Annotated in this window: 22 protein-coding genes, 1 tRNA gene and 1 pseudogene; 10 read left to right on the forward strand and 14 right to left on the reverse strand. The window is 72.0% G+C overall.

Annotated elements, in window-relative coordinates:
* Positions 1-6 precede the first annotated feature (6 nt).
* Positions 7-780, forward strand: coding sequence for a class E sortase (locus ACZ6A9_RS09445; protein ID WP_468981460.1), 774 nt, complete (start codon positions 7-9; stop codon positions 778-780).
* 102 nt (positions 781-882) lie between these two features.
* Here the strand turns inward: ACZ6A9_RS09445 and pknB are convergent, their stop codons facing one another.
* From pknB to ACZ6A9_RS09475, 6 genes are all read right to left on the reverse strand, one after another.
* Positions 883-2,868, reverse strand: a complete 1,986-nt coding sequence (gene pknB, locus ACZ6A9_RS09450; protein ID WP_468981465.1) for a Stk1 family PASTA domain-containing Ser/Thr kinase — start codon at positions 2,866-2,868, stop codon at positions 883-885.
* Between the two features lie 169 nt (positions 2,869-3,037).
* Positions 3,038-4,513, reverse strand: coding sequence for a peptidoglycan D,D-transpeptidase FtsI family protein (locus ACZ6A9_RS09455; protein ID WP_468981470.1), 1,476 nt, complete (start codon positions 4,511-4,513; stop codon positions 3,038-3,040).
* Positions 4,510-5,958: an FtsW/RodA/SpoVE family cell cycle protein gene (locus ACZ6A9_RS09460; RefSeq protein WP_468981476.1), complete on the reverse strand. Its 1,449-nt coding sequence runs from the start codon at positions 5,956-5,958 to the stop codon at positions 4,510-4,512. Before ACZ6A9_RS09460 ends, ACZ6A9_RS09455 begins: the two co-directional genes overlap by 4 nt.
* A 27-nt stretch (positions 5,959-5,985) precedes the next feature.
* Positions 5,986-7,572 (reverse strand): Stp1/IreP family PP2C-type Ser/Thr phosphatase, encoded by a 1,587-nt coding sequence (locus ACZ6A9_RS09465; RefSeq protein ID WP_468981479.1) that lies wholly within the window; start codon positions 7,570-7,572, stop codon positions 5,986-5,988.
* Between the two features lie 93 nt (positions 7,573-7,665).
* Entirely contained in the window at positions 7,666-8,175 is a 510-nt protein-coding gene (locus ACZ6A9_RS09470) for an FHA domain-containing protein FhaB/FipA (protein WP_189557308.1), read from the reverse strand.
* Between the two features lie 10 nt (positions 8,176-8,185).
* Positions 8,186-9,055 (reverse strand): FhaA domain-containing protein, encoded by an 870-nt coding sequence (locus tag ACZ6A9_RS09475; protein ID WP_468981486.1) that lies wholly within the window; start codon positions 9,053-9,055, stop codon positions 8,186-8,188.
* Between the two features lie 511 nt (positions 9,056-9,566).
* Between ACZ6A9_RS09475 and ACZ6A9_RS09480 the strand changes: the two genes are divergently transcribed.
* Together ACZ6A9_RS09480 and ACZ6A9_RS09485 are read left to right on the forward strand one after the other, a co-directional pair.
* Positions 9,567-9,650: transfer RNA gene (locus ACZ6A9_RS09480), tRNA-Leu, on the forward strand.
* Positions 9,651-10,016: 366 nt separating this feature from the next.
* Positions 10,017-10,329, forward strand: a pseudogene (locus ACZ6A9_RS09485) (LuxR C-terminal-related transcriptional regulator); the annotation flags it as partial.
* 13 nt (positions 10,330-10,342) lie between these two features.
* On the opposite strand, the gene ACZ6A9_RS09490 reads toward ACZ6A9_RS09485, so the two are convergent.
* Positions 10,343-11,320: an NAD-dependent epimerase/dehydratase family protein gene (locus tag ACZ6A9_RS09490; RefSeq protein ID WP_468981492.1), complete on the reverse strand. Its 978-nt coding sequence runs from the start codon at positions 11,318-11,320 to the stop codon at positions 10,343-10,345.
* Positions 11,317-12,309: a ScbA/BarX family gamma-butyrolactone biosynthesis protein gene (locus ACZ6A9_RS09495; protein WP_468981499.1), complete on the reverse strand. Its 993-nt coding sequence runs from the start codon at positions 12,307-12,309 to the stop codon at positions 11,317-11,319. The genes ACZ6A9_RS09490 and ACZ6A9_RS09495 overlap by 4 nt, the downstream gene beginning before the upstream one ends.
* A gap of 217 nt (positions 12,310-12,526) precedes the next feature.
* On the opposite strand from ACZ6A9_RS09495, the gene ACZ6A9_RS09500 reads away from it, so the two are divergent.
* From ACZ6A9_RS09500 to ACZ6A9_RS09515, 4 genes are all read left to right on the forward strand, one after another.
* A complete protein-coding gene (locus tag ACZ6A9_RS09500) occupies positions 12,527-13,192 on the forward strand; it encodes a ScbR family autoregulator-binding transcription factor (protein WP_468981505.1) in 666 nt (221 codons plus the stop codon).
* A gap of 285 nt (positions 13,193-13,477) precedes the next feature.
* Positions 13,478-14,956, forward strand: a complete 1,479-nt coding sequence (locus ACZ6A9_RS09505) for a DUF2252 domain-containing protein (protein ID WP_468981510.1) — start codon at positions 13,478-13,480, stop codon at positions 14,954-14,956.
* Between the two features lie 78 nt (positions 14,957-15,034).
* Positions 15,035-15,874, forward strand: a complete 840-nt coding sequence (locus ACZ6A9_RS09510; protein WP_468981515.1) for a J domain-containing protein — start codon at positions 15,035-15,037, stop codon at positions 15,872-15,874.
* A 52-nt stretch (positions 15,875-15,926) separates the two neighbouring features.
* Positions 15,927-16,256 (forward strand): rhodanese-like domain-containing protein, encoded by a 330-nt coding sequence (locus ACZ6A9_RS09515; RefSeq protein ID WP_468982903.1) that lies wholly within the window; start codon positions 15,927-15,929, stop codon positions 16,254-16,256.
* A gap of 11 nt (positions 16,257-16,267) precedes the next feature.
* Here ACZ6A9_RS09515 and paaE read toward each other — a convergent pair whose 3' ends face one another.
* Genes paaE through paaA form a run of 5 tightly spaced genes read right to left on the reverse strand, consistent with a single transcriptional unit; the run spans position 16,268 to position 19,893 of the window.
* A complete protein-coding gene (gene paaE, locus ACZ6A9_RS09520) occupies positions 16,268-17,326 on the reverse strand; it encodes a 1,2-phenylacetyl-CoA epoxidase subunit PaaE (protein WP_468981521.1) in 1,059 nt (352 codons plus the stop codon).
* Entirely contained in the window at positions 17,326-17,868 is a 543-nt protein-coding gene (gene paaD / locus ACZ6A9_RS09525; protein WP_468981528.1) for a 1,2-phenylacetyl-CoA epoxidase subunit PaaD, read from the reverse strand. The genes paaE and paaD overlap by 1 nt, the downstream gene beginning before the upstream one ends.
* The gene (gene paaC / locus ACZ6A9_RS09530) at positions 17,862-18,599 is read right to left on the reverse strand and encodes a 1,2-phenylacetyl-CoA epoxidase subunit PaaC (protein WP_468981530.1); all 738 of its coding nucleotides are present in this window, start codon (positions 18,597-18,599) and stop codon (positions 17,862-17,864) included. Before paaC ends, paaD begins: the two co-directional genes overlap by 7 nt.
* Positions 18,596-18,883, reverse strand: a complete 288-nt coding sequence (paaB, locus tag ACZ6A9_RS09535; RefSeq protein WP_103543825.1) for a 1,2-phenylacetyl-CoA epoxidase subunit PaaB — start codon at positions 18,881-18,883, stop codon at positions 18,596-18,598. The genes paaC and paaB overlap by 4 nt, the downstream gene beginning before the upstream one ends.
* Positions 18,880-19,893, reverse strand: a complete 1,014-nt coding sequence (paaA, locus tag ACZ6A9_RS09540; RefSeq protein ID WP_468981534.1) for a 1,2-phenylacetyl-CoA epoxidase subunit PaaA — start codon at positions 19,891-19,893, stop codon at positions 18,880-18,882. The genes paaB and paaA overlap by 4 nt, the downstream gene beginning before the upstream one ends.
* Positions 19,894-20,218: 325 nt before the next feature.
* Here paaA and ACZ6A9_RS09545 point away from each other — a divergent pair, with 325 nt between their 5' ends.
* The 3 genes from ACZ6A9_RS09545 to ACZ6A9_RS09555 are packed head-to-tail and all read left to right on the forward strand — an operon-like array spanning position 20,219 to position 23,182.
* Positions 20,219-21,130 (forward strand): DUF5819 family protein, encoded by a 912-nt coding sequence (locus ACZ6A9_RS09545; RefSeq protein WP_468981536.1) that lies wholly within the window; start codon positions 20,219-20,221, stop codon positions 21,128-21,130.
* The gene (locus ACZ6A9_RS09550) at positions 21,127-22,380 is read left to right on the forward strand and encodes an HTTM domain-containing protein (RefSeq protein WP_468981539.1); all 1,254 of its coding nucleotides are present in this window, start codon (positions 21,127-21,129) and stop codon (positions 22,378-22,380) included. The genes ACZ6A9_RS09545 and ACZ6A9_RS09550 overlap by 4 nt, the downstream gene beginning before the upstream one ends.
* A 10-nt stretch (positions 22,381-22,390) precedes the next feature.
* Positions 22,391-23,182, forward strand: a complete 792-nt coding sequence (locus ACZ6A9_RS09555; RefSeq protein WP_468981544.1) for a TrmH family RNA methyltransferase — start codon at positions 22,391-22,393, stop codon at positions 23,180-23,182.
* Here ACZ6A9_RS09555 and paaN read toward each other — a convergent pair.
* A complete protein-coding gene (gene paaN, locus ACZ6A9_RS09560) occupies positions 23,179-24,870 on the reverse strand; it encodes a phenylacetic acid degradation protein PaaN (RefSeq protein WP_468981549.1) in 1,692 nt (563 codons plus the stop codon). The genes ACZ6A9_RS09555 and paaN overlap by 4 nt on opposite strands.
* Between the last annotated feature and the right edge of the window lie 103 nt (positions 24,871-24,973).

Here is a 24,973-nt window from a genome sequence, read left to right on the forward strand (position 1 = left end):
GGAAACGTGGCAGCGACCGCCGACGACACCGAACAGCACACCGACCCGTCCGCGTCCCCGACGCCGCGGGCACGTCCCCGGCGTCGCATGGGGCCGGTGGCGATGGTCGTCAGCTTCTTCGGTGAACTCCTCATCACCGCGGGCCTGGTGCTCGGCCTCTTCGTCGCCTACTCGCTGTGGTGGACGAACGTCGTCGCGGACCGTGAGGCGGGCAAGCAGGCGGACAAGGTCCGTGACGCCTGGGCCGACGGGCCGGGGAACGGCGGGGGCAGCGGCGGGCCCGCCTCCTACGACAGCGGGAACGGCATCGGCTTCCTCCACGTGCCCGCCATGACCGGCGACGAGATCCTGGTCGAGAAGGGCACCTCGATGAAGGTCCTCAACGACGGCGTCGCCGGCTACTACACCGACCCCGTGAAGGCGACCCTGCCGACCTCGGGCGAGAAGGGCAACTTCTCCCTCGCGGCCCACCGGGACGGCCACGGCGCGAAGTTCCATGGCATCCACAAGATCCAGGAGGGCGATCCGATCGTCTTCGAGACGAAGGACACGTGGTACGTCTACAAGACCTACGCGATCCTCCCCGAGACCTCGAAGTACAACGTCGACGTCCTCGGCAAGATCCCGGAGGAGTCCGGCAAGAAGAAGGCCGGCCACTACATCACGCTGACGACCTGCACGCCGGTCTACACGAGCAAGTACCGCTACATCGTCTGGGGCGAACTCGTCCGCACGGAGAAGGTGGACGAGAACCGCACACCGCCGGCGGAACTGGGCTGACGTTCCGCGGGGCGACCCGCGACGGCAGGAGCCCCGGTCCTCATCCGATGAGGACCGGGGCTCCTGCCGTGTGCCGTGCGGGATCCCGGACGGCCGGCCGTCCTAGCCGCCGGGGCCGCCGAAGAGGCCGCCGCCGCCGTTGTTGCCGCCCTGGTCGACGGTGACCAGGTCGACCTTCGAGCCCTTGTCGACCGGGTTGCCCTGACCCGGGTTGGAGGCGATCACGCGGGAGTTGGGGTCCTGCGCGGGGCCGACGTTGCCGACCGCGAGCCCGGCCTCCTGGAGCATCCGCTGGGCGTCCCGGAGCGTCTGGCCGTTGACGTTCGGCACGGCGACCTTCTCGTTCTGCTTCGCCTTGCCGACGATGATCGTCACCTGGGAGTTCTTGTCCACCTGGGTGTTCGCCGACGGGGTGGTGCGCAGGACCTTGCCGGCCTGGTTGGGGTCGTCGACCTCTTCCTCGGTGCAGTTGCCGACGAGGTCGTTCGCCGTCATCTGCGCCTTGGCGGCGTCACAGCTCTGGTTGGTGACGTCCGGGACGGTCGACTTGGCCTGCTCCTTGGCCACGGTGAGGGTGATGGTGGTGCCCTTCTCCACCTCGGCGCCGAGCCCCGGATCCTGCTTGAGGACGGTGCCGGGTTCCTGGGCGTCCACCTTCTCCTTGACCTCGACGACGAACTCGTACTTCTCGCCCTCGAGTTCGGCCCTGGCGTCGTCGACCTTGTCACCCACGACGCTCGGGACGGCCACCTTCGGTGCCCCGGTGGAGACCACCAGGTTCACGGTGGACTCCTTGTCGATCTCGGTGCCGGCCGTGGGGTTCTGCGAACAGATCTTGCCCTTGGCCTGCTTCTCGCAGGGCTTCTCCTCGAAGCTGAGCTTCAGGTCGGCGTTGTCGGCGAGCAGCTGGGCGCTCTCCTTCGTCTCACCGACGAAGCTGGGGGCCGCGACGCGGTCGTTGCCCACGCCGCCGCCACCGCTGATGGCCCAGCGGCCGAGCAGGATCGCGCCGATGAGGACCAGGACGCCCGCCACGACCAGCAATATCGTCGAGGTGTTGTTCTTCTTCGGCTGGCGGCGTCGGCCCTGGCGGTCGTCGTAGCCGTAGCCGCCGTCGTCCGGGTTCATCGGGGGCAGCATCGAGGTCGCCGCCCCGGGGCCGGCGTCCTGGCGCAGTGCCGTCGTCGGCTGGTCGTCCGGGTAGCCGCCGTAGCCGACCGCACCGAGCGCCGCGGTCGCCGCGACGGGCTGCCCGTCGAGGCAGGCTTCGATGTCGGCACGCATCTCGTCGGCCGACTGGTACCGGTAGTCGGGGTCCTTGACCAGTGCCTTCAGGACGATCGCGTCCATCTCGGGCGTGATCTCGGGGTCGAAGACGCTCGGCGGCTGCGGCTCCTCCCGTACGTGCTGGTAGGCGACCGCGACCGGGGAGTCGCCCACGAAGGGCGGGCGGACGGTCAGCAGTTCGTAGAGCAGACAGCCGGTGGAGTACAGGTCGGAGCGGGCGTCGACCTGCTCGCCCTTGGCCTGCTCCGGCGAGAGGTACTGCGCGGTGCCGATGACGGCCGCGGTCTGCGTCATCGTCATGCCGGAGTCGCCCATCGCGCGGGCGATGCCGAAGTCCATGACCTTGACCTGGCCGTTGCGCGTCAGCATGACGTTGGCGGGTTTGATGTCGCGGTGGACGATCCCGGCCCGGTGGGAGTACTCCAGCGCCTGGAGGATGCCGATGGTCATCTCCAGCGTCCGCTCCGGCAGCAGCTTGCGGCCGCTGTGCAGGAGCTCGCGGAGCGTGGAGCCGTCGACGTACTCCATGACGATGTACGGGATGGACACCCCGTCGATGTAGTCCTCGCCCGTGTCGTAGACCGCGACGATCGCGGGATGGTTGAGCGAGGCGGCCGACTGGGCCTCCCGGCGGAACCGGGCCTGGAAGGACGGGTCGCGTGCGAGGTCCGCGCGCAGCGTCTTCACCGCCACCTGGCGCCCGAGCCTGGTGTCATGCGCGTGGTAAACCTCCGCCATGCCACCACGGCCGAGCACCGGGCCCAGCTCGTACCGGCCGCCTAGGCGACGCGGCTCTTCCATAGCTACCTACCAGCCCTCTCCGTCGGTCCCGACCGGCACGTCCGTGCGGCCGGAGGCTGCGTTCCGGGCCTACCGTACCCGGCTCTTTTTGTGTGACCTGGCCAAGTGCGTCAGCCGATACAGGACCGGTACCGCAACGTGCGCCGATGTGAAGCGGACGTGACCGGGGTCACTGCTTGCCCTTGATGACCGCCTCCATCACGCTCTTGGCGATCGGGGCCGCGAGACCACCGCCGGAGATGTCACCGCGCACCGCGTCCTCGTCCTCGATGACGACCGCGACGGCCACGGGAGAGCTGCCGTCGCTGTTCTTGGCGTAGGAGATGAACCAGGCGTAGGGGTTCTTGCTGTTGTTCTCGCCGTGCTGGGCCGTACCCGTCTTGCCGCCGACGGTGACGCCGTCGATCTGCGCGTTGCGGCCGGTGCCGTCGTTGACGACGGTCTCCATCATCGACTGGAGGATCTGGGCGTTCTTCGCCGACATCGGCTCGCTCAGCTTCTCCGGGTCCGTCTTCTCGACGGTGTCCAGGCTGGGGGCCTGCAGTTCGTCGACCATGTACGGCTTCATCAGGGTGCCGTTGTTGGCGACGGCGGCGGAGACCATGGCCATCTGCAGCGGGGTCGCCGCGGTGTTGAACTGGCCGATGGAGGAGAGCGCGACCTGCGAGGGCTCCATGTTCTCGGAGAACACGGAGGCGCTGGTGCGGACCGGGGTGAACTGCTCCTCGGTGAAACCGAACTTCTTGGCCGTCTCCAGCATCTTGTCGTTGCCGATGTCGGTGCCGGCCTTGCCGAAGACGGTGTTGCAGGACACCCGCAGCGCCTCGCGCAGGGTGGCGTCCTTGCAGGGCAGGTCGCCGTCGTTCTTCAGCTCGGTCGTGGTGCCCTTCATGATGTACGGCAGCGGGGTGTCGGTCTTCTGGTCCGCGTCCTCGACCAGTCCGTGCTCCAGTGCGGCGGCCGCGGTGACGACCTTGAAGGTCGAGCCGGGCGGGTAGACCTCGCGCAGCGCCCGGTTGAGCATCGGGTCGTCCGGGTTGTTCTTCTTCTGCAGCTTCTCCCACGCCTTGGAGTCCGTCTTGAGGCTGTTGCCGGCGATCGTGGACGGGTCGTAGGACGGGAAGGAGGCCAGGGCGAGGATCTTGCCGGTGGACGGCTCCAGAGCGACGACGGAGCCCTTGCCGCCCTGCTTCCTCAGGCCCTCGTAGGCGGCCTTCTGGGCGGCGCCGTTGAGGGTGGTGACCACGTTGCCGCCCTCCTTCTTCTTGCCCGTCAGCATGTCGAGCGTGTTGCGGAAGAAGAGACGGTCGTCGTTGCCGGTGAGGATGCCGTCCTCGATGGCCTCCAGCTGGTTGGCGCCGAAGGCCTGCGAGACGTAACCGGTGACCGGCGCCCACATGGCGCCGTTCTTGTAGGTGCGCTTGTAGGCGAAGTCGCCGTCGGTGGCCTTGTGCCCGGTGATGGGCTCCCCGTCGACGATGATGTCGCCGCGCGGCGAGGCGTACCGCTCGATCGCCACACGGCGGTTCTTCTCGTCGGTCCTCAGCTTGTCGGCCTGGGCGTACTGGATCCAGTTGTTGCGGACGAGCAGGGCGAGCATGAGCAGGCCGCAGAAGATCGCGACCCGGCGCAGGGGCTTGTTCACGGGCGGACCACCTGGGTCATCTCGGCGTCGGGGTTGGCGGCGGGGGCGGGCGCCGGCCGGCGGGCGGTGTCGCTGATCCTGAGCAGGATGCCGATCAGCGCCCAGTTGGCGATGACGGACGAACCGCCGTACGCCAGGAAGGGCATCGTCATGCCGGTCAGCGGGATGAGGCCCATGACGCCGCCGGCGACGACGAAGACCTGGAGCGCGAAGGCGCCGGACAGGCCGATGGCGAGCAGCTTGCCGAACGGGTCACGGGCGGCGAGGGCGGTCCGCACGCCACGCTCCACGATCAGCGCGTAGAGCAGGATCAGCGCCATGACGCCGGCCAGGCCGATCTCCTCGCCGAAGGTGGCGAGGATGAAGTCGGAGTTGGCGGCGAAGCCGATGAGATCGGAGTTGCCCTGGCCCCAGCCGGTGCCGAGGGTGCCGCCCGAACCGAAGGCCCACAGGGCCTGCATGGCCTGCTCGGAGTGGACGATGCCGTCCTGGACCCCGGCGCGGCTGAGCTCGAACTCGCGCATCGGGTCGAGCCAGGCCTGCACACGCGTCTGGATGTGCGGCTCGAAGCTCGCCACGCCGACGGCGCCGACCGCGGACATCAGCAGGCCGAACACGATCCAGCTGGTCCGCTCGGTGGCCACGTACAGCATGATCACGAACATGCCGAAGAACAGCAGCGAGGTGCCCAGGTCGGTCTCGAAGACGAGGATCAGGATGGAGATGATCCAGACGACGATGATCGGGCCGAGGTCACGGCCGCGGGGCAGGTAGAGCCCCATGAAGCGGCGGCTGGCGAGGGCCAGGGCGTCGCGTTTGACCATGAGGTAGCCCGCGAAGAAGACCGCGAGGACGATCTTGGCGAACTCGCCCGGCTGGAGGGTGCCGAGACCGGGAATCTTGATCCAGATCCTGGCGCCGAAGACGTTGTGGCCGAGTCCCGGAACCAGCGGCAGGAGCAGCAGCACCAGTGCGCCGGCCATCGAGATGTAGGTGTAGCGCTGCAGGACGCGGTGGTCCTTGAGGAAGAACAGCACGGCCACGAACAGGGCGACGCCGAGCGCGGAGTACATCAGCTGGCGCGGTGCCGCCTCGACGAACGTCCGGCTCGCCTGGAGGCGCTCCGAGTGGTCCAGGCGCCAGATGGCGACCAGGCCGATGCCGTTCAGCAGGGTCGCGATCGGCAGCAGCAGCGGGTCCGCGTACGGGGCGAACTTCCTGACGGCGAGGTGGCCGACGCCCGCCATGAGGCCGAGGCCGAGGCCGTAGCTCAGCAGCCCGGCCGGCACCTCGTCGCTGAGGGCGAGCCCCACGTTGGCGTAGGCGAAGACCGGGATGACGACGGCGAAGATCAGCAGGGCCAGCTCGGTGTTGCGGCGGCTGGGTGCGCCGATCGCGCCGATCGTGGACGTGTGCTGCGTCGACGGGTTCGTAGTACTGCTCATCGTGTGACAGGGCCTCTCACGGCTTGCCTACTGCTTACCGCACAGCGAGACGACCTTCTGCTCTTCCTCCGAGAGGCTGGGGCCGGGGCTGGAAGTGGGTGCGGTCGTGGACGGGGGCGTGGACTGCTCCGGGGCCTTCGCCGATCCCGAGGAGGTCGGCGACGGCGAAGCCTTGGACGTGAAGGAGACGGGCGTGGTTCCCGTGGTGCCTCCGGCCTCGCCCTCGCCGGTCTTCGCGCTCTTCTCGCTCTCGGCGGCGCGCCGCTCGGCCTGCTTCTGGCACGCGGAGGCCTGGACCGACAGTTCCTCGATCTTCTTCCGCGCGCCGTACAGGTCGCCTTCGGCGATGGTCGCCTCGACCAGCTTGCGCTGGTAGGGCGGCAGGTACTTGAGTTCGATCTCGGGGTGGTCCTTCTCGACCTTCGAGAGCGAGACCCAGGCCAGGTCCTGGCTGATGCCCCGGTAGAGCGCGACGTGCTCGCCCTTGGTGCCCACGTAGTACTGCGTCTGGGTCCAGCGCCAGCCGCCGTACAGGGCGCCGCCGAGGACGGCGAGCGTGAGCAGGCCGTACACGGACCTCTTGAGCCACCGGCGGTTCTTGGCGGGCTTGACGAAGTCGCCGTCGTCGTAGCCGAAGCCGTCGGTGGGGATGAAGCCGGTGACGTCGCCGCTGCCGGGCGGGCCGAACTCGCCGCCGCCCTGGGAACGCCGGCGGCCGAGTCCGGAGGCGCGCCCGGCGGGCGTCTGCATGATGCCGTTGTCGTGGAGCTGGTTCTGGTTCTCCGCGACGGCGCCGACGACGACCGGGGTGTCGGACAGCTGTCCGGCGAGGGTGTCGCCGGTGTCGAGGTCCAGGACGTCGGCGACGATCACGGTGATGTTGTCGGGGCCGCCGCCGCGCAGCGCCAGCTCGATCAGGTTCTGGACGGTGTCCTCGGGGCCCTGGTAGCCGGCCAGGGTGTCCTCGAGGGTCTGGTGGGAGACCACGCCGGACAGGCCGTCGGAGCAGATCAGGTACCGGTCGCCGGCCCGCACCTCGCGGATGGACAGGTCGGGTTCGACGTGTTCGCCGCTGCCGAGGGCCCGCATCAGCAGGGACCGCTGCGGGTGGGTGGTGGCCTCCTCCTCAGTGATGCGGCCCTCGTCGACCAGACGCTGCACCCAGGTGTGGTCCTGGGTGATCTGGGTGAGGACGCCGTCGCGCAGGAGGTAGGCGCGGGAGTCGCCGACGTGCACCATGCCGAGGCGCTGGCCGGTCCACAGCAGGGCGGTCAGGGTGGTGCCCATGCCCTCGAGCTGGGGGTCCTCCTCGACCATCATGCGCAGCTGGTCGTTGGCCCGCTGGACGGCCGTGCCGAGGGAGGTGAGCAGGTCGGAGCCGGGGACGTCGTCGTCGAGCGCGACGATGGTGGAGATCGCCTCGGAGGAGGCGACCTCGCCGGCCGCTGCGCCGCCCATGCCGTCGGCGATGGCGAGCAGGCGGGGACCGGCGTAACCGGAGTCCTCGTTGCCCTCCCGGATCATGCCTTTGTGCGATCCGGCGGCGAAGCGCAGGGACAGACTCATGCGCACCTCGCCCGTCGGCTCCGGGTACAGCCGGTCGTGTCGAGCCACACTGCCCACCCTCCGGTCGGGAGCGCGCCGGGCCCCTGGGTGGGGGCCCCCACTGCGTGCTCGCTCCGCTCGCGCTCATTCATTGGTGTAGCACTACTTCCGCAGCTCGATGACGGTCTTGCCGATGCGGATCGGTGCGCCCAGCGAGATCGGCGTCGGGGTCGTCAGCCGGGTCCGGTCCAGGTAGGTGCCGTTGGTGGAGCCCAGGTCCTCGACGATCCACTGGCCGTCGCGGTCCGGGTAGATCCTGGCATGGCGGCTGGAGGCGTAGTCGTCGTCCAGCACGATCGTGCTGTCGTGCGCCCGGCCCAGGCTGATGGTCTGGCCCTGGAGGGCGACGGTGGTACCGGTGAGGGTGCCCTCGGTCACGACCAGTTTGGTGGGGGTGTTGCGGCCGCGGCGTCCGCCGCCGGACTGCTGGCGCTGCTGCGGCGGTGCCTGGCGGGAGGCCTGCGGGGCCCGGCCGGCGTCCCGCCGTGATCCGCGCTGGGTGACGCGGGTCCCGAACAGGTCGCTCCGGATGACCTGCACGGCCACGATCACGAACAGCCACAGTACGGCCAGGAACCCCAGCCGCATGACCGTGAGGGTCAGCTCTGACATTGCCCCCGCTTCACCCTTCGGCTTGCCTATAGATAACGGTGGTGCTGCCCACGACGATCCGCGAGCCGTCGCGGAGCGTAGCGCGGGTGGTGTGCTGTCCGTCCACCACGATGCCGTTGGTGGATCCCAGATCCTGGATCGTCGAGGGCGTTCCGGTCCGGATCTCGCAGTGCCGGCGGGAGACGCCGGGGTCGTCGATCCGCACGTCGGCCTCGGTGGAGCGGCCCATCACGAGGGTGGCGCGGGAGATCTGGTGGCGGGTGCCGTTGATCTCGATCCAGTAGCGGGTGCGTCCGCCGGACGCGGGTGCGGCGGGGGGCCGCTGGCCGCCCGCGGGCTGCGGGTAGCCGTAACCGCCGGGCCTGCCGCCCGGGGGCGGCGCGGCCGGCATGGGCGGGGCGCCCCCGGGCGTGGCCGGCGGGTAGCCGTAGCCACCGGGACGGCCGGCCGGCGGGGCGCCGGGGCCCGCGGCCGCGGGGCCGCCCGCTCCGGGGGCCTGGCTGGCGGAGGAGGCGAGCGTACGGCTGCGCACCCGGTACAGACCGGTGTCGAGGTCGTCAGCCTTCTCCAGGTGGACCTTGATGGGGCCCATGAAGGTGTAGCGCTGCTGCTTGGCGTAGTCGCGCACCATGCCGGCGAGCTCGTCGCCGAGCTGGCCGGAGTAGGGGCTGAGGCGCTCGAAGTCCGGGGTGCTCAGCTCGACGATGAAGTCGTTGGGCACGACGGTGCGGTCGCGGTTCCAGATGGTGGCGTTGTTGTCGCACTCCCGCTGGAGCGCTCCCGCGATCTCCACGGGCTGCACCTCGGACTTGAACACCTTGGCGAAGGTGCCGTTGACCAGACCTTCGAGACGCTGCTCGAACTTCTTCAGGACTCCCATGGGGCACCTCCTCCGTCGCTGCCGTCCTGTGTACTGCCCCGTGCACTCTTTCGTGCACCGCTTACCTGGTACTGCTTACTGATCGTATCCACGCGTCGCCCGATCGGCTGGTTCCCCCCGTCCGCACGGCCGACGGGTGTCGACGCCTGACGAAGTTCCCTCCGGGGCTCCCTTTCGAACTCCTCCGGCCGTGCGCGTGCGCGTAGTTCTGCCATGGATCGTAGAGGGGGCCGTTGACCAGTGTCCCGCACCTGACTGTGGACTCCGTCCGGCTGTTGGGGAGACGAGGGCTACCGGTACGAGGTTGATACGTGAAGCAGGCGTCGTCGTTGCACGGCGCGCGCCCGTGCGGGGCGCGCGGGACGGCCCGTGCGGAGCGGTCGCGGGAGGTCCTGGCCGGTCGGGCCGGGGGCAGGGAAAGGGATGTGAATCCACCCCGATCAGCGTGCTAATGTTCTGGGTGTCGGAAGGCGCACGGCCCGCAAGGGCAAGGCTCGAAGACACACCCAATGCGCGGGTGGCGGAATAGGCAGACGCGCTGGATTCAGGTTCCAGTGCCCGCAAGGGCGTGGGGGTTCAACTCCCCCCTCGCGCACAACGAGGTTCCTGTGAAACGGGTCCCTCCCGGTGACGGAAGTCGCCGGGTAGGGGCCCGTTTCTCGTGGTCGTGATCGTTGTGAGGCATCCCACACCGCCTGGCCAGGCGCTACGTGGGCTCCGTGCGTGAGGTATCTCACGGCCCTTCCGCCGGGTGACAGTGCCCGGAGGCGTCGGGCGCGGCCCTGGCGCGGAGTCCGCCCCGCGGCCCCGCCGCGTCCCTGCCCGGGCGCCGCGGCACGGGCAGGGACGCGGGTCGCACCGCCGTCCGGGCCGACGCGGAGTGCGGGACCGGGCGGGGCCTACTCGCGAGGGGCGACCGACCACAGGGCGGGCCGGCGCAGGGTGACGCGGCCGTGCGCCGCGCACCGAGCGGCCGGCGCTGCCGGTCCTCGTCCTCAGCCAGTACGTGCGGCGCCGGTACGCCTCCGACCCGCTGGACTCGGGCGACGGCACGGGCGTCGGCTACCTGCGGAAGGACCGGTCGCACCGCGGGTGCGGAGGTGCTCGCGCTCATGGCCGAGGGCAGGCCGAACGGCTCGATCGCACGGGAGCCGGTGGTGTCGGAGGCGGCCGTCGGCAAGCACATCGGCAGCATCTTCACCGAGCTGAACCTGCCGCCGGCGGGCGGGACGCACCGGCGGGTGCCGACGGTGCCGGCGTTCCTGCGGACCTAGCTCGCCCGAGGCTTCACGGATGGGGGAAAACCGACGGGACGGTCTGCCGGCCGCCCGGTCCCTGTTGTCGGCCGTCCGCCAGGTATGACCGGTACCAGGGTGCCGCGCGGGCGAAGGTGGTCGCGAAGTCCTCGCCGGGCGGGTGGTCCACGCCCTTCCAGAAGCCGTCGTCCGCGAACCAGTGGTCCACGGTGAGCATGTCGAGGTGGTGCAGTGCGCGGGGCGATCCGGCCGCACGCGCGCGGGCGGTGGCCACGTCCACCGAGGCACCGTCGCCGACCCGCTCCACCTGGTCGCGGACGGCCGCGAGCAGCTCGGAGACGGGCACGGGGTCCGGGTGGCCGACGTAACGGACCCCGGGCCCGAGGTGCGGGGACAGCGCCGCGGCGACGACCGCCCGGCCCAGGGTGCCGACGTCGATCATCGACTGGACGGCCGTGCAGCCGGTGATCGACGCGGACAGCGTCCGCAGCAGGGCCACCAGTCCGGGGATCACCCAGTGGTCGCCCTCGCCGTGCACCAGGTGCGGGCGCAGTACCAGGCCGCCCGCGTCGAGGACGTGCCGTTCCGCCGCCGCGCGGGTGCGGCTGGTGGCGGAGACGGGCGCGATCGGGGCCTCGCCGGGCCGTGCGCCGTGGAAGGGGCCCCGGCCGTGGACGGCCGTGGTGCTCACGTACACGATCCTGCGCACGCCGGCTCGTACGGCCTCTTCCACCAACGCCTTCGTGCCGAGGTCGTTGACGGCCGCGGCGGACTCCGGGTCGCCTCCCACCCGGGAGGCGCAGTGGACGAGGACGTCGACGCCGGCGCATCCGCCGTGCAGGGTGCGGGGATCGGCGAGGTCGCCGAACACGGTCCCGGCGGCCCTGCCTCCATCCCGCGTACGGCGGGACAGCAGCGTCACGCGGACACCGGGGCGCTCGCGGGCCGCCGCGGCGACCCGGCTGCCGATGAAGCCCGTCGCACCGGTGATCAGGACGTCCGTGGTCACGTCGGTGACCGTACCGGGGCGGTGGGCGCACAGGTGAGGGTGGCGTCGAAGACGGGCTGGTCGTCCTGGCGTCCCGAGACCCGTACCGTCACCTCGCCCTCGCCCTTGTCGAGCACCTCGGTGTCGATCAGGCACGGGCTGTCCAGTTCGGCGTAGCGGCGGAAGGAGACGGAGAGTCCGGAGGGCAGGAAGGGCAGCCGGCCGGAGGCCGCGGCGGCCGCCTGGCGGGCGGCCTCGAACAGGACCATGCCGGGGACGTGGTCGTTGGGGCGGGCGAAGAGCACCGGGTGCCGCGTGTCGACGCGCAGCAGCCAGGTGCCGGGCCGGTCGGACGGGGCGAGGACGACGTCGTCCTCGCGGTGGCGGCCCACTCGCCGGGGTGCGACCGGCGCGGGCAGCGGTATTCGGGTGCCCTCCGGGGCAGCGGGCCGGGACGCGCGCAAACGGCGGTAGGCGGCCGGGGAGACGCAGCCCGTGCTGCCGGTGCCGCGGGCGACGAGCCGCCCCGCGCGGCGGAACTCCATCGTGGTGCGCATGCCGTTCAGGCCGCGGCCCCGGCGGCGCACCTCGGAACAGACGACGTCGACGGTGACCGGTTCGGCGGCGTCGGCGAGCAGCAGGGCGGCGGGGTCGGTGGAGACCTCCAGATCGTGCATGACGAAGCGGGTGTCCGCGGGGGCGCCGAACTCGGCGTGTGCCAGCGCCATCGAGGTCTGGCGCAACGTTTCACCGACGATCATCGGATCCTGGTGGCGGTCGTCGACGGGACCGAAGAAGCTGTGACGGGCGGGCCAGTGCGCGGTGACGCGGAAGCGGTCGTCCGCGAGCCGGACCCAGGAGGCCGGGAAGACGTCCTCGGCGCGGGGCCGGTGGGCGAGTTCCGGTGTGACGAGAGTGCGGGCGGGTGCCGGACCGGCGCCGGTTGCGGGTGAGGCCCGCTGTCCGGTCTGATCCTCCCTGGGTGCGCTCGAGGAATCCGGCTGCGGCATGGGAAACCCCCGGGATCGGCAGTCTGGCTCCGGTCGATTCGCACTAAGATACGGACGGGACGGTTTTTTTCCAAGGGTGATCCACATCGCCGGATTCGAGCCCGTGCGCCCCGCACCGTGCGACCGACCGCACGGTGGTTCCCCGCGCCGGCCCAGCGGCGGCTGCACGGTGCGACCACGAGATCCACGAGGATCCACGCAGATCAGGAGGCACCCGATGGCCCGACAGGAGCGCGCCATCCGCACCCGGCGGACCATTCTGGAGGCGGCGGCCGCCGTCTTCGACGAGCGCGGGTACACCTCGGCGACGATCGGGGAGATCCTGGAGCGGGCCGGGGTCACCAAGGGCGCGCTGTACTTCCACTTCGGCTCCAAGGAGGAGCTGGCGCTCGGTGTGTTCGAGGAGCAGCTGGCGATCTCCCTGCCGCCCCAGTCGAGCAAGCTGCAGGAGCTCGTCGACTCCGGCCTGGTGCTGGCCACGCGGCTGCGGACCGAGCCGCTGGTGCGGGCGAGTGTCGGACTGGCCCTGGACCAGGGCGCACTGGGGCTGGACCGCACTCCGGCGTTCGGCATGTGGATCGACCAGACCACCCGGACCCTGGCCGAGGCGAAGACGTGCGGCGAACTGCTGCCGCACGTCGACCCGACGGAGACGGCGGAACTGCTCGTCGCCAGCTTCTCGGGCGTGCAGCTGCTGTCGCAGGTGCGCTGCCAGCGGCAGGACCTGGAACAACGGGCCGTGGTGCTGTTCCAGCACATACTGCCCGGCATCGCCGTCCCCGCGGTGCTGACCCGGCTGGACATCTCGGAGGACCGCGCCGCACGGCTGCTCGCCGAGGGACACTCGCTGCGGGCGGCGGGGGACGTGGCCGAGGCGGGGTAGGCGCGGGCGGACGGGGCGGCAGGCCCGCGGGCGGCGCGGGTAGCCCCCGTGAGGCCGCCCGTGGGGGTCCTGGACGGTCGATCAGCCATGGGGGCGGTTCCGGACGGGCCGAATCAGCCGTGGACGGTCCTGGACGGGCCCGTGGACGCCGGCGGCGGAGGCGGATGTCCACAGGGCGGCGGGGCCCGGTTGTCCACAGGCCGGAGTTGTCCACAGGGTCTGACGCTTTTCGGCCACCGGTTGTACGGTCGGCACGATCGATGTGGACGCGTGTGGACGGCACGCATGTGTACGGGGGAGGCGGTTGCCGTGACCGAGCTGGTGTCCGGGGCGGACGGGGCCGACGACGTGGCCGGGCGCGCGGATCCAGCGGATCCGGGGCGGCGCCTGCCGCGGGTCCTCGGGTTCGCCGAGTGGCCGGCCGCGGGCTCGCCCAAGCGGGAGGGCAAGGCCCTGCGCGCCCAGGTCCCGCGCGGCGCGCACGCCACCCTCGACCCGGACGCCTCACGCCCCGGCGCGGTGAGCGCCGTCGAGGAGTCCAGCCGCGGCAGGCTGCCCGAGCTCACCCCGCTCCGGGTGGGCAGGATGGCGGCGACACCGTTCGCGTTCCTGCGCGGATCGGCCGGCCTCATGGCGTACGACCTGGCCCGCACCCCCGTGACCGGGATCGGCGCCCAGATCTGCGGGGACGCCCACGCGGCCAACTTCGGTCTCTACGGGGACGCGCGCGGCCGCCTGGTCATCGACCTGAACGACTTCGACGAGACCGTGTACGGCCCCTGGGAATGGGACCTCAAGCGGCTCGCCACCTCACTGGTGCTCGCCGGGCGGGAGGCCGGCGCGGACGAGGACACCTGCCGCGCGGCCGCCCACGACACGGCGGGCGCCTACCGGCGCACCATGCGGCTGCTGTCCAGGCTTCCGGCGCTGGACGCCTGGAACGCCATCGCGGACGAGGAACTCGTCTCCCACGCCGACGCCCACGACCTGCTCGGCACCCTGGAGCGGGTCTCCGAGAAGGCCCGCGCCAACACCAGCGGCCGGTTCGCGGCCAAGTCCACCGAGGCAGGCGCGGACGGCGGGCGCCGCTTCGTCGACGCGCCGCCGGTACTGCGCCGGATACCGGACGCCGAGGCCGCCGAGGTGGCCGCCTCCCTGGAGGAGTACCTCGGTACGCTCCCGCCGGACCGCCACCCGCTGCTCGCCCGGCACGCCGTGCACGACGTGGCGTTCCGCGTCGTCGGCACCGGCAGCGTGGGAACCCGCTCCTACGTCGTGCTGCTCCTCGACCACCGGGGCGAGCCGCTGGTCCTCCAGGTGAAGGAGGCCCGCCCCTCGGCGCTCGTCCCGCACCTGCCGACGGCCGGCTTCGAGGTGCCCGGGGCCGGGCACGAGGGCCGGCGCGTGGTCGACGGCCAGAAGCGGATGCAGGTGATCAGCGACAGCCTGCTCGGCTGGACGACGGTCGACGGCCGGCCCTACCAGGTGCGCCAGTTCCGCAACCGCAAGGGCAGTGTCGACCCGGCCGCCCTGGCCGCCGACCAGGTCGACGACTACGCCCGGATGACGGGCGCCCTGCTGGCCCGCGCCCACTCCCACAGCGCCGACCCCCGGCTGATCGCCGGGTACTGCGGCAAGAACGACGAGCTGGACGAGGCGGTGGCCGCATTCGCCGTCGCCTACGCCGACCTCACGGAGGCGGACCACACCGAACTGGTCACGGCGGTGAGGTCGGGGCGGATCGCAGCGGAGGCGGGGGTGTGAGCGGTGCCGGGCCCGGGCAGGGGCATGCGCCGCCGGAGCGGGGCGTGTCACCCCTGGCCGGTGGCCTACGCTGTCCGGGTGACGACCTCGGAAGGTGAGCAGGCCGGCGGCGCCGGCGCGGAGCGGACGCCCGGCGGCGAGGGCGCGGCGCGGCCCGAGGACCGGCTGGAACAGGCCGTCCGGGCGGCCGAGCAGGCGCTGATCGAGTTCGAGATCGCGGTGGAGACCTTCCGCGTCGAGGTCGAGAACTTCTCCCGGCTGCACGAACAGAAGCTCGGCCCCGTCTACGCCCGCCTCGAGGAGCTGGACGCCCGGATCCTGGAGGCGAAGGCGGCCCGCAGCGACGATCCCGAGGACCGGCGCCGGGCCGACGAGGCACGCGCCCGGCTCCTGCCGATCCCCGGCGTCGAAGAGCTGATGAACGGCTGGATGGATGGGGACGGCCTGTTCCCCGAGGCCACCGCCATGCTCACCGACCAGCCGGTGCGGCCCCCGCAGCGGGTGAGGCCCAGCGAGGAGGCCCGCAAGCTCTACCGGGAGCTCGCCCGCAAGGCACACCCGGACCTGGCGCAGGAAGACACCGAGCGCGCCCGCCGCGAGGAGTTCATCACCCGCGTCAACGCCGCCTACGCCCGTGGCAGCGAGGCCGAACTGCGCGAACTCGCCGAGGAGTGGGCCAGGGGACCGGAGCTGAAGCGCCTGCCGAGCGCCGGTGAGGAGCTCTACGCCCGCCTCGAATGGCTCTCCCGGCGCAAGGAACTGCTCACCCTGGTCGCCAAGGAGCTCGAGGAGAGCGCCATCGGCTCGATGCTGCGTCTCGCGCCCGAGGACCCCGACCAGCTGCTCGAGGACATCGCCGGCCAGTTGCGCGCCCAGGTGGCCGAACGCGAGGCCGAGCTGGCGGCCCTGCTGGCCTGAACCCGGCCCCGCCCGGTCGGGTAGCGTCGTGGGCATGAGTTTTGGAGCTGGTGTGCCCACGGTCCAGGTCACGGACCTCAAGGACGGCGACTTCCTGCTGGACGTCCGGGAGGACGACGAGTGGAAGGCCGGTCACGCCGAAGGGGCGCTGCACATCCCCATCAGCGAGTTCGTGGCCCGCTACGGCGAGCTGACCGAGGCCGCCCCCCAGGACGGCCGGGTCCATGTGATCTGCCGCTCCGGCGGACGGTCGGCGCAGGTCACGATGTACCTGGCCCAGCAGGGCATCGACGCCGTCAACGTGCACGGCGGCATGCAGGTGTGGGAGTCCGCTGGCCGCCCCGTCGTCACCGACGACGGAGAGCCGGGGCACGTCCTGTAGCGGGAGCCTTCCTACCGGTCGAAGTCCAGCTCCACCCGCTCCGTCACCGGACGGGACTGGCAGGCCAGGACATAGCCGGCCTCCGTCTCCTCCGACTCCAGGGCGTAGTTGCGGTCCATCCGCACCTCGCCCGAGACGAGGAAGGCGCGGCAGGTGCCGCACACCCCGCCCTTGCAGGCGTAGGGCGCGTCGGGCCGGTTGCGCAGCACCGTGTCCAGCAGGGACTCCCCTGCCTGGACGGGCCAGGTGCCGCCGCGGCCGTCGAGCCGGGCGGTGACCGTGCTGTGCGCGGGGGCGGGCGTGGTGGTGACGGACGCCGTACCGGCGTCGACGTGGAAGATCTCCTGGTGGATGCGGGATCGGACGACGCCCAGGCCGCGCAGCGCCCGCTCGGCGCCTTCGACCAGCCCGTACGGCCCGCACAGGAACCAGCCGTCCACCTGCTCGACGGGCAGCAGCGCCGGCAGCAGCCCGGTCAGCCGCTCCTGGTCCAGCCGGCCGGACGGCAGTCCCGCCTGCTGCTCCTCCCGGGAGAGCACCGTCACCAGGTGGAACCGCTCGGGGTAGCGGTCCTTCAGATCGGCGACCTCCTCCAGGAACATCGTGGAGGCGGCCGTCCGGTCACTGCGGATCAGGCAGAACCTGGCCTCCGGTTCGCGGGCGAGGAGGGTCGAGGCGATCGACAGCACCGGCGTGATGCCGCTGCCGCCCACGACGGCCGCGTACCGGCCGGGCGCGGGAGGGAGCGTGAAGCGGCCGGCCGGGGTCATCACCTCGAGTTCGTCGCCGAGGTCGATCTCCTTGAGCGCGTACGTCGAGAAGGCGCCCCCCTCGACCAGTCGCACGCCGACCCGCAAGGTGCTCGGAGCCTCGCCGTCGGGGGCGGGGGAGCAGATGGAGTACGTGCGGCGTATCTCCTCGCCGTCGGTGGTGCGCCTGAGGGCCAGGTGCTGGCCGGGCGCGTACCGGTACTCCTCGCGCACCTCCGGGGGGACGGCGAGGGTGAGGGCGACGGAGTCGTCGGTGAGCCGGTCGACCGCGGCCACCCGGAGCCGGTGGAAGCGGGCCATCACAACTCCTTGAAGTGGTCGAACGGTTCACGGCAGGCCAGGCAGCGGCGCAGGGCCTTGCACGCGGTGGACGAGAAACGGCTGAGCAGTTCGGTCTCGGCGGACCCGCAGTGCGGGCAGTGGACGGGGCCGAGGCCGTCCGCCGGTGGTCCGGACCGGGTGCGGGTCGCTCCGAGCTCCACCGGGACCGGCCCGGCGGAGGCCGCCCCGGTACGCGGCGGGGCGATGCCGAACTCCCGCAGCTTGCGCCGTCCTTCGTCGGTGATGTCGTCGGTCGACCAGGCCGGCGCGAGCACCGTGCGCACCGTGACCTCGCGCACCCCGTGTCCGCGCAGGACGCGCTCGATGTCCATGCTCATCGCCTCGACGGCCGGGCAGCCGGTGTACGTCGGGGTCAGCTCGACCTCGACGGAGTCCGGACCGTGCGCGTGCACCGCGCGCACGACGCCCAGTTCGCGCAGGGTCAGTACCGGCAGTTCGGGGTCGGGTACCGAACCGGCGAGTTCCAGGAGTTCCGCCTCCAGCGGGGTGGCGGTCACCATGCCGCCCCCGGGTGGCTGCGGTGCAGGTGCTGCATCTCGGCGAGCATCCGGCCGAACGGCTCGGTGTGCAGGCCCTGCCGGCCCGCGCCGGCCGCCCACGCTCCCGTGCGCGGTCCGTCGGGCACCGTGAGCGTGGCGCGGCGCAGCACCTGGCCGGTCCACTCCAGCCAGGCCGCCTCCAGGCGGGCCGGGTCGACGTCGACGCCCTCGACCGGCTGGAACATCTCGCCGGTGTAGCGCCACAGTGCGTCCACCGCCCGCTGCATCCGCGCGTGGCTCTCGTCCGTGCCGTCGCCGAGGCGCAGCGTCCACTGCTCGGCGTGGTCGCGGTGGTAGGCGGTCTCCTTGACGGCCTTCGCGGCCAGCGGGGCGAACGGGCCGTCGCCGGAGGCGAGCTCTCCGTAGAGGAGGTACTGGTGGGCGGAGAAGAACAGCTGGCGGGCGATGGTGTGGGCGAAGTCGCCGTTCGGCTGTTCCACGAGCTGGAGGTTGCGGAAGGCGCGCTCCTCGCGCAGGAACGCCAGCTCGTCCTCGTCGCCCGCCATCGACAGCAGCACGCGGGCCTGGCCGAGCAGGTCCAGCGCGATGTTGGCGAGGGCGACCTCCTCCTCCAGGACGGGGGCGTGTCCTGCCCACTCGCCCAGGCGGTGGGAGAGCACCAGCGCGTCGTCGCCGAGGGCGAGCGCGGCGGCCGTGACCGCGGCGGTGCCGGGGGCGGGTGTCGTCGTCACAGGTGCTGCACCCCCTCGGGGATCTCGTAGAACGTCGGGTGCCGGTAGGGCTTGTCGGCGGCCGGCTCGAAGAAGGGGTCCTTCTCGTCGGGAGAGGAGGCGGTGATCGCGGACGACGGGACGACCCAGAGGGAGACGCCCTCGCCGCGCCGGGTGTACAGGTCGCGGGCGTTGCGCAGGGCGAGTTCGGCGTCCGGCGCGTGCAGGCTGCCGGCGTGGGTGTGGGACAGTCCCCGGCGCGAGCGCACGAAGACCTCCCACAGGGGCCAGTCGGTGTGGGTCATGCTCGCGAAGCTCCTGTCTCGCCGTTCGAGTGCTTGGCCGCGTGGGCCGCCGCCGCGTCCCTGACCCAGGCGCCCTCCTCGTGGGCTCGCCTGCGCCGGGTCAGCCGCTCTTCGTTGCACGGGCCGTTGCCCTTGAGGACGTCCCGGAACTCCGCCCAGTCGATGGCGCCGAAGTCGTGGTGCCCGCGCTCCTCGTTCCACTTCAGGTCCGGGTCGGGCAGGGTGAGGCCGAGGGAGGCGGCCTGGGGGACGCAGATGTCGACGAAGCGCTGGCGCAGTTCGTCGTTGGAGTGCCGCTTGATCTTCCAGGCCATCGACTGCGCGGAGTGCTGGGACTCGTCGTCGGGCGGGCCGAACATCATCAGTGACGGCCACCACCAGCGGTCCACCGCGTCCTGGGCCATCGCGTGCTGCTGGTGGGTGCCCTTGCTCAGGGCCAGCAGCAGCTCGTAGCCCTGGCGCTGGTGGAAGGACTCCTCCTTGCAGATGCGGACCATCGCCCGCGCGTACGGTCCGTAGGAGCAGCGGCACAGGGGGACCTGGTTGGTGATCGCCGCGCCGTCCACTAGCCAGCCGATGGCGCCGACGTCCGCCCAGGTCAGCGTCGGGTAGTTGAAGATCGAGGAGTACTTCTGGCGGCCGGAGTGCAGTTTGTCGAGCAGCTCCTCGCGGCTGGTGCCGAGCGTCTCGGCGGCGCTGTAGAGGTACAGGCCGTGTCCCGCTTCGTCCTGCACCTTGGCCATCAGGATCGCCTTGCGGCGCAGGGAAGGGGCACGCGTGATCCAGTTGGCCTCGGGCTGCATGCCGATGATCTCGGAGTGCGCGTGCTGCGCGATCTGCCGGACCAGCGTCGCCCGGTAGGCGTCGGGCATCCAGTCGCGCGGCTCGATCCGCTCGTCGGCGGCGACGGCCGCGTCGAAGGCGCGCTCGTGTCCGGCGGTGTCGTCCGCGCCGGCCGTCACGCCGTACGCCCGGCTGCCCGCCGTATCGCGGGCGGCTGCTGTCGCCATGAGGTCCCCCTCGACCTGGATGCTTCCCGGAGCACGCTCCCGACCGATCGTTCGGTTCGTGCGATTCCATGGTGGGACGGGCGCCGCGAGGTGTCAACCGCTGTGGATAACCTGCGGGTGCCGCCTGTGGACAACGGTGCCCGGGCGCCCGTGTGGCGGTGGCCGCGTGACGGGGGGAGCAGGGGGACTGTGCCCGGGCGTCCCGCGCTGAGTACCGTTCCGTGCGACGCGGCGCAGCGACGGCGCGGGCGGGCGGGCGGCAGGGGACGGACCTCGTGGCCGGGGCGGAAGCAGTGACGGACCGGGAACGGTGGATCGGGGCGGAATGAACGCGTACGACAAGGGCTGGGACGCCCGGCGCGGGCCTGCGGGGGAGGGCACCGGGCGGGACCCACGCCCCGCCCTGCCCGCTCCCGCGACGGACCGGTCCGCCCCCGGCACCCCTCCGTCCGCCCCCGGCACCCCTCCCTCGGCAGCCGGCGCCTCCGCGTCCGCCCCCGACGACGAGGCGGACGGACCACCCACGCCGCACTCCCCCTCCACGAGCGGCCCCGCCCCCGAGACCATGACCGCGCCGCCCGCCGAACCCCGTACCGGCGTGGCCGCCCTCTCCCTGCGCCACCAGATCGGCGCCGCACTGGCGCTCGCGGTCGTCGCCGTCGGCGTCTGTGTGCATCTCGGCATGACGTTCCTGCACGTCGCGCCGGCGAACACGGTCAGCAAGCAGCACCGCGAGACGATCGAGAACTGGGTCTACCCGGAGTTCGAGCAGAACTGGAAGCTGTTCGCGCCCAACCCGCTGCAGCAGAACGTCGCCGTCCAGGTGCGCGCCGAGATCCGCACCGCGGACGGGGCGTCACGGACCACCGGCTGGTACGACCTGTCCGCGCGGGACGGCCGGGCCATCGACGGCAATCCGCTCCCCAGCCACACCCAGCAGAACGAGCTGCGCCGCGCGTGGGACTTCTTCGTCTCGACGCACGACGACGACGACCGGCCGGTGGGCCTGCGCGGGGCGCTGTCCGAGGCGTACCTGCGCCGGATCACCGCGATGCGCCTCGACCGCGCGGACGCCGCCGGCGCGGACGGTGCCGTCGAGCGCGTCCAGGTCCGCTCGCGCACCACGAACATCCCGCCGCCGGGGTGGAGCGGGGAGACGATCTCCGCCACGCCCGTCCACCGCACCCTGCCCTGGTGGACCCTGCCCGAGGACGAGACCCGGGGAGGCATCGGGTGAACCGCTTCTCGCTGGCCCTCTCCCGGGCGATCGCCCGCGTCACCGACTCCGCGCTGGGCCCGTACCAGACCGCCGTGATCCGGATCGGCTTCAGCCTGACCTGGCTGCTGTTCCTGCTGCGCGAGTTCCCCCATCGCCAGGAGCTGTACGGGCCCGACAGCCCGTGGAGCTGGGAGCTGGCCGAGCAGCTGGTCGCGACGAACGACGCCTTCACCGTGCTGCTGTGGTCCGACAGCCGGGTGTGGTTCGAGGCCGTCTACGCGCTGGCCGTCCTGTTCAGCCTCCTGCTGCTGCTGGGCTGGCGCACCCGCACCCTGTCGGTGCTGTTCATGGTGGGCGTGCTGTCACTGCAGAACCGCAGCGTCTTCATGGGCGACGGCGGCGACAACGTCCTGCACCTGATGGCGATCTACCTCGTGTTCACCCGCTGCGGCCGGGTCTGGTCGCTGGACGCGCGGCGCGCCCGCCGCGCGGCGCAGGCACGCGCGCGAGGGGACCGCCCGCGTGACCGGGTCGGTCCCGCCCTGTGGGGCGTGCTGGGCTCGGTGCTGCTCCTCGCGACACTCGTGGGCCGGACGGACGGCGACCGGTTCGTACCGGTGCTGCTGTGGACCGTGTGGCTCGCGCAGGCGCTGTGGTGGCTGGTCGGGCGTCGTGCCCGGACGGACCAGCCGCGGATCCTGCTGGACGTCGTCGCGAACATCGTGCACAACGGCGCGCTGCTGGTCATCATGGCGGAGGCGTGTCTGATCTACGCCACGGCCGGCTGGTACAAGGTCCAGGGCTCCCGCTGGCAGGACGGCACGGCCGTCTACTACCCGCTCCACCTGGAGTACTTCTCCCCCTGGCCGGCCCTGGGGGACCTGCTGTCGGCCAGCGGCACCATGGTGATGCTGGTGACCTACGCGACGGTCGCCGTGCAGGTCGCCTTCCCGTTCACCCTGTTCAACCGGCGGGTCAAGAACGCCTTGCTGAGCTTCATGATCCTCGAGCACGCCGTGATCGCCGTCGTGCTCGGGCTGCCCTTCTTCTCCCTGGCGATGATCGCGGCCGACGCGGTCTTCCTGCCGACGTCCTTCCTGCGGCGTCTGGGCGGTCTGACGGGACGCGCGTGCGGGAGACTGCGCCGGCGCCGGGGCGGGACGTCCCTCCCCGGGCCGCGGTCCCCCGCCGACGCCCCGGTCGACGCGCCCGCCGGTCGGTCGCCGGCGGCTCCGGCGCCCGGCGGCGCGCCGGCCCCGCGGACGTAGGCTGCACGCCATGACCGACCCCGCCCGCACCACGGGACCCGAGGACCCGGCCGGCCTCGTGTCCGCCTGGCACCGCCTCGCCGGCGACGCCGTCCTGCTCGACGGCTTCCACGCCCTGAAGCACGCCGTGCGCTTCGGGGCCGAGGTGCGCATGGCGCTCACCGCGGACCGGGCCGGGACGCTCGCGCTCGCCGGTGAACTGGCCGGGGACGTACGGGAGGCGCTGGCGGCGCTGCTGACCGAGGTGCCCCAGGGGACGTACGCCTCGCTGGTGCCCCGTCCGCATCCCACCGCCGTCGCCGCCCTGGCCGCACGCCCCTCCCGCGCGGGCAACCTGGAGAAGCTGGCGCACACCCCGCGCACCGCGCCCGTGGTGGTCCTCGACAACCCGCGCAACCTCGGCAACGCGGGCGCGGTGATCCGGCTGGCCGCCGGTTTCGGGGCGACCGGCGTCGTCACCACCGGCACGCTCGACCCCTGGCACCCCACCGTCGTGCGCGGCGGGGCGGGACTGCACTTCGCCACCGCCGTGGAACGGCTGACCGTGGACGAGCTGCCGCCGGGGCCGGTCTTCGCGCTGGACCCCGAGGGTGAGGACATCCGCGCGCTGAGACTGCCGGACGACGCGCTGCTCGCCTTCGGCTCCGAACGCAGCGGACTGTCGGCGGAGCTGCGCGCGCGGGCCGACCACCTGGTGGCGCTGCCGATGCGCCCCCAGGTCTCCAGCTACAACCTCGCGACCAGTGTGGCCATGACGCTGTACCACTGGAGCACCACCGGGGGCGCACCCCACGTCTCCTAGGCCTCCCGGCGCACCTCGACCACCCGGAACCGGTTGGCGACGAACGCGCCGTCGCACAGGGCGGCGTTGGCCGCCGGGTTGCCGCCGGAGCCGTGGAAGTCGGAGAAGGCGGCCGTCTGGTTGACGTACACCCCGCCGGTGAGGTTCAGGGAGAGCTGGGCGGCCTCCTCCAGGCAGACCTCCCGCACCGTCTCCTCGACCTCCGGGGAGGTCGTGTAGGCGCCGACCGTCATGGCGCCCTTCTCCCGGATGGTGCGCCGCAGCAGCTCGGCCGCGTCGTCGGCCGAGTCGACGGCGACGGCGAAGGAGACCGGGCCGAAGCACTCGCTCATGTAGGCGGCCTCGGCGTCCGGCTTGGAGCCGTCCAGCTTCACGATCACCGGCGTGCGCACCACCGCGCCCGGGAACTCCGGGTGGGTGATCTCACGGGAGGCGAGGACGACCTCGCCGAGCCCGGACGCGGCCTCCAGGCGGGCCTTGACGTCCGGGTTGACGAGCGCGCCCAGCAGTGCGTTGGCCCGCGCGTCGTCGCCGAGCAGGCCGTCGACGGCCTGCGCCAGGTCGGCGGTGACCTCGTCGAACGACTTGGGGCCCTGGTCGGTGGTGATGCCCTCGCGCGGGACGAGCAGGTTCTGCGGGGTGGTGCACATCTGGCCGCTGTACAGGGACAGCGAGAACGCCAGGTTGGACAGCATCCCCCGGTAGTCGGCGGTCGACTCCACGATCACCGTGTTGACGCCGGCCTTCTCGGTGTACACCTGCGCCTGGCGCGCGTTGTTCTCCAGCCAGTCGCCGAACTCCGTGGAGCCGGTGTAGTCGATGATCCGGATCTCCGGGCGGGTGGCGAGGGTCTTGGCGATGCCCTCGCCGGGCCGCTCGGCGGCCAGCGCCACCAGGTTCGCGTCGAAACCGGCCTCGGCGAGCACCTGGCGGGCGACCTGGACGGTCAGCGCGAGCGGCAGCACCGCGCGGGGGTGCGGCTTGACCAGGACCGCGTTGCCGGTGGCCAGGGAGGCGAACAGGCCCGGGTAGCCGTTCCACGTCGGGAAGGTGTTGCAGCCGATGACCAGGCCGATGCCGCGCGGGACCGGGACGAAGTGCTTGGTGAGCGCGAGCGGGTCGCGCTTGCCCTGCGGCTTGGTCCACTCCGCGGTGTCCGGGGTGCGGATCTGCTCCACGTACGCGTAGGCGACCGCCTCCATGCCGCGGTCCTGCGCGTGCGGGCCGCCGGCCTGGAACGCCATCATGAACGCCTGGCCGGAGGTGTGCATGACCGCCTGGGCGAACTCCATCGTCCGGTCGGCGATCCGCTTGAGGATCTCCAGGCACACCACCGCGCGGGTCTCCGCTCCCGCGTCGCGCCAGGCGCGCATCCCGGCCCTCATGGCGGGCAGCAGTTCGTCGAGGTCGGCGTGCGGGTAGCTCACGCCCAGTTCGACGCCGTAGGGGGAGGTCTCGCCGTCCACCCAGCCGTCCGTGCCCGGCTGGCCGAGGTCGAGGCGGGTGCCGAGCAGGGCGTCGAAGGCGGCCTTGCCCGCCGCCATGTCCAGGCTGCCGTCCTCCCCGTAGGCCTTGGGGTGCTCGGGGTGCGGGGACCAGTACGCGCGCGTGCGGATCGCTTCCAGCGCCTGGTCCAGGGTGGGACGGTGGCGGGCGATCAGCTCGTGCGCCGTGAGTTCGGCGGCCATGCGGGACCAACTCCTCGTCTCAGGAACTCTTCGTCGAGCTCATGGACCTGTGCGGAAACGTAGTCAGGAACGGGCGGTCAGAGTTAGAGTAACCGAACGATCG

Source organism: Streptomyces sp. NPDC041124 (assembly GCF_055592385.1).